3 protein-coding genes are annotated in these 3,547 nt (G+C 60.6%); 2 read left to right on the top strand and 1 reads right to left on the bottom strand.

What is annotated here, in order from left to right; genetic code table 11:
* The first annotated feature begins 354 nt into the window (after window positions 1–354).
* A complete protein-coding gene (locus tag ACEW8N_RS20475) occupies window positions 355–483 on the top strand; it encodes a hypothetical protein (RefSeq protein ID WP_373501727.1) in 129 nt (42 codons plus the stop codon).
* A gap of 84 nt (window positions 484–567) precedes the next feature.
* On the top strand, window positions 568–786 hold the full coding sequence (locus tag ACEW8N_RS20470) for a hypothetical protein (protein WP_373501726.1): 219 nt from the start codon (window positions 568–570) through the stop codon (window positions 784–786).
* Window positions 787–2,097: 1,311 nt separating this feature from the next.
* Here ACEW8N_RS20470 and ACEW8N_RS20465 read toward each other — a convergent pair.
* The coding region (locus ACEW8N_RS20465; protein ID WP_373501725.1) for a xanthine dehydrogenase family protein molybdopterin-binding subunit at window positions 2,098–3,547 on the bottom strand (1,450 nt) is incomplete at its 5' end.

Genomic DNA, 3,547 nt, shown 5'->3' with positions numbered 1-3,547 from the left:
CATCAGTTGCGATTTTCCTTAACCCCCTCTGCCGCCGGGAGAGGGTTGGGGTGAGGGTAAAAAAGCGAAGATTGTGACCGCTCAAAGTATAGTGATCGATAGCTCAGCCATTTGATAGCAAAATAAGGAATCAGCAATACCACTACATATTGAGCACCACCCGCACTTTTATCCGGTTGCGCATCCTTGGATAAGATGAATATCGTCCGGGAGACCGTCGATACTGGACGGATTCAAGGAATGGATTAGGAAACCAAGTTTTCGTATGCTGTTGGCATCCCAGGCGATGCTACCCATCCCGGCCCATATAGCTCGATTGACTACATGAACGTTAAGGTTGAACCGGGGAAATATATGGGCAAGAATGCAACGCTCTTGTTTGGTAAATCCTGGGAAAATGACAAATGGGAGGTTTTTCGCGTGATGGTCGAGGAAGACGGCAAATGGCGTGTGATACCTCTGCGCTCTGATGGAAAAGAATAGGAACTTCCAATAAAAGAATCCACCGGACGGCTTTTAGCCGCCAGTGATTTCTGACGTTATGCGAGAACATAAAAAGGAGAAAAGTTGACGAAGCTACTTGAGAAAGCATTCGAGGAGGCCTCCATACTTCCTGAAATGGACCAGAACGCTTTGGCCAAATGGGTTCTGGACGAATTGCAGTCTGAGAGGGTGTGGGCAAAAACTTTCGCCGAGTCCGAGGACGTCCTGGAAAAACTTGCGGATGAAGCCATCGAGGAAAAGCGAAAAGGCAAAACAATTTCACTTGATCCGAATCGTCTATGAAATCGACCGCCACATCCCAATTCTGGAAATGCTATGATGCACTTCCCGCAGAGGTCAGGAAGCAGGCGAAGGGAGCCTCCATTTTAAGCGGATTCACTCGACTCGACCGATTTTTTCGGTACGAGTAAGTTTAGGCTATCGCGCGGTTGGCATCCTTGACGAGGATGAGATCACGTGGTTTTGGGTCGGGTCGCACCCTGAGTACGAGACTCTTATTAAGAAGCTCAGAGGCGCATAACATCAGGCTTGCAAGGATGCGAGGAAAAAGCGTCCGCGCACCTGCCGGCCTGGCCGTTCTCCGTATTACAAAAGAAAATCAAGATGCCTGAGATCACCAGATTTTATGGCATGATCATAGCCAGCCAGGTCAAAAATTACTTTAAGCGAACAAATCGCTCCCGCGGACGCTTCAGACGTCGCTCCGCTTAAATCGGGGATAAGCCGCCTTCGGCGGCCGATCCATGCGAATCAACCCGACCTGTCCCCCTGGGAAAGGGGTCTGCGCAGCGCTTCGATGTCCCGTTCGGGAGAGTCGCTGCGCCAGGGCGAAGGATGGGATGTGCCGTTGCGGTCCGGCATTACCGGATGCGGCAGAGGGCGGTGGTCAAGTCCATTGAGGCCCACCAAGATTCATGCCAAACCTCGCACACCCAAAACGCCGCGAGGCAGCCGAACGGGCCGCCTCGTGGGGTAAAACATTGCGATTCGGTGGGTTATATGGATCAGATCCGACCCCCCATGGATCCCGGCGGGTCGTTGCGATCAAATGACCAGGACGGGCTGCTTTCACTGGGAGAATCGTATTCCTTGCCCGAAGCGTTGATATATGACTGACGCTCCTTTTCCCCTTCAAACACGCGATCGCGGCATTCGCCTTCGCAACTGCCGCTGGTATCTCTGGATGGCATTCTTTCCATGGTTGTTTTCCTTTCGATCCGACCGGACGCCGTCATCGGGTCCGCTCCCGGGAACCCTGGCCCTTGGGCCGGGCAGCCGGGGGAACAACAGCGGCATCAAGCCGTATATACGCGGCCGTGGTCCCACGGCCGATGGGGTTCTGGTTTTTGTTTCCGGATAAACAGCGCGACCGGGGCTCGTGGCAGGGATGCCGGCGAAAATCTGGACAGAATCAAGCGAGATCAGGTGCTGTAGGATGGGTACAACCAGCCAATACCGCGGCCGTTACCATTTATTAGGAACAGAAGTTAACCGCCCAAACCGGATTTGTCAAGGGGTCCGGAAGGATGAAGGAGCTCCGGTACCCACCCGGACCCACCTCCATCCATGATCCAACACACCCCTTTGCAAAGACTATTCCCCCGTTTCCACGAACGGCAGCCCCCGAAACCGCCGGCCGGTCGCCGCGAACAGGGCGTTGGCCACGGCCGGGGCCACGGGCGGCACGCCGGGCTCGCCGACCCCGGTGGGAGCCTCGTCCGACGGAACGATATGCACCGCCACCTCGGGCATCCGGTCGAACCGGAGGAGCCGGTAGGTATCGAAATTGGCCTGCCGGACCCGGCCCGCGTCCAGGGTGATGGCCTCCTCCCACGCCGCCGACAGCCCGAAGCCCATGCCGCCCTCCATCTGGGACCGGACGATATCGGGGTTGACGGCCCTGCCGCAGTCCACGGCGCAGACCAGCCGTTCCACGCGGAAGGCGCCGTCGTTCGATGCCGACACCTCGGCGACCTGGGCCACGAAGGTTCCGAAGGACTGGTGCAGGGCGATGCCTCGGCCCCGGCCCGCCGGAAGGGGGGATCCCCAGCCGGCCTTTCGGGCCGCCAGGTCCAGGACCGCCAGGTGGCGGGGCCGGCCGGAGAGAAGGTTCCGTCGGAACTCCACGGGGTCCCGGCCGGCTTCGGCCGCCAGCTCGTCCAAAAAGACCTCCACGGCAAAGGCGGTGTGGCTGTGGCCGACAGAGCGCCACCAGAGCACCGGCACCCCGACCTCGGGGGAATGAAGCTCCACGGACAGGTAGGGGATGGCATAGGGCATGTCCGCGACCCCCTCCACCGAGGCGGCGTCGATGCCGTCAATCACCATGGCGCCCTCAAAAAGGGTCCCCGCCGCGATGGACTGCCCGACAAGGCGGTGGTGCCAGGCCACGGGATTTCCCCGGTCGTCAAGGCCGGCGCGGACCCGGTGGGCGAACATGGGCCGGTAGTAGCCCCCTTTGAGGTCGTCCTCCCGGGTCCAGACGAGATGGATGGGCGCCCGTCCCCCCAAGGCCTTGGCCACGTGGACCCCCTCGACGATGTAATCGGAGGGCGGGTTGGCTCGCCGGCCGAAGCTGCCGCCCGCAAAGAGGGTGTGGATCCGGACCTTCCGGGGGTCTGTGCCCGCGGCCGCGGCGGCATTGGCCTGATCCACCGTCTGGAACTGGTCCCCGGCCCAGATCTCGCAGCCCTCGTCAGACAGCCGGACGACGCAGTTGAGCGGCTCCATGGGCGCATGGGCGAGGTAGGGAAACAGAAAGGTGGCCTCGAGGGTTTTGGCGGCGCCTGCCAGGGCCGCCGCGGCATCCCCCACGGCCCGGGCCGTCTTTCCCGGGGTTTCTAAGAGGGCCCGGTATTCCGCAGCCAGTTCGGGCGTGCCGCGGGTCTCCGCGCGGCCCTCGTCCCACGCGACATCGAGGGCCTCCCGCCCTTTGATGGCGGCCCAGGTGTTCAGGGCCACCACCGCCACGCCCGAGGGGATCTCGACGACATCCACGACGCCGGGAACAGCCCGCGCCTTTTTGGCGTCGATGGCGGCCGCC

This window comes from Desulfococcus sp., assembly GCF_041737845.1.
In the GTDB taxonomy this organism is placed as follows: domain Bacteria; phylum Desulfobacterota; class Desulfobacteria; order Desulfobacterales; family Desulfococcaceae; genus Desulfococcus.
The sequence above is the reverse complement of the archived record's forward strand: the minus strand, read 5'-3'. Positions and strand labels throughout refer to the sequence as shown.

Bases quoted from the DNA above. Each gene is read 5' to 3' on its own strand.
- ACEW8N_RS20475 (WP_373501727.1), top strand. From the start codon at position 355: ATGGGCAAGAATGCAACGCTCTTGTTTGGTAAATCCTGGGAAAATGAC.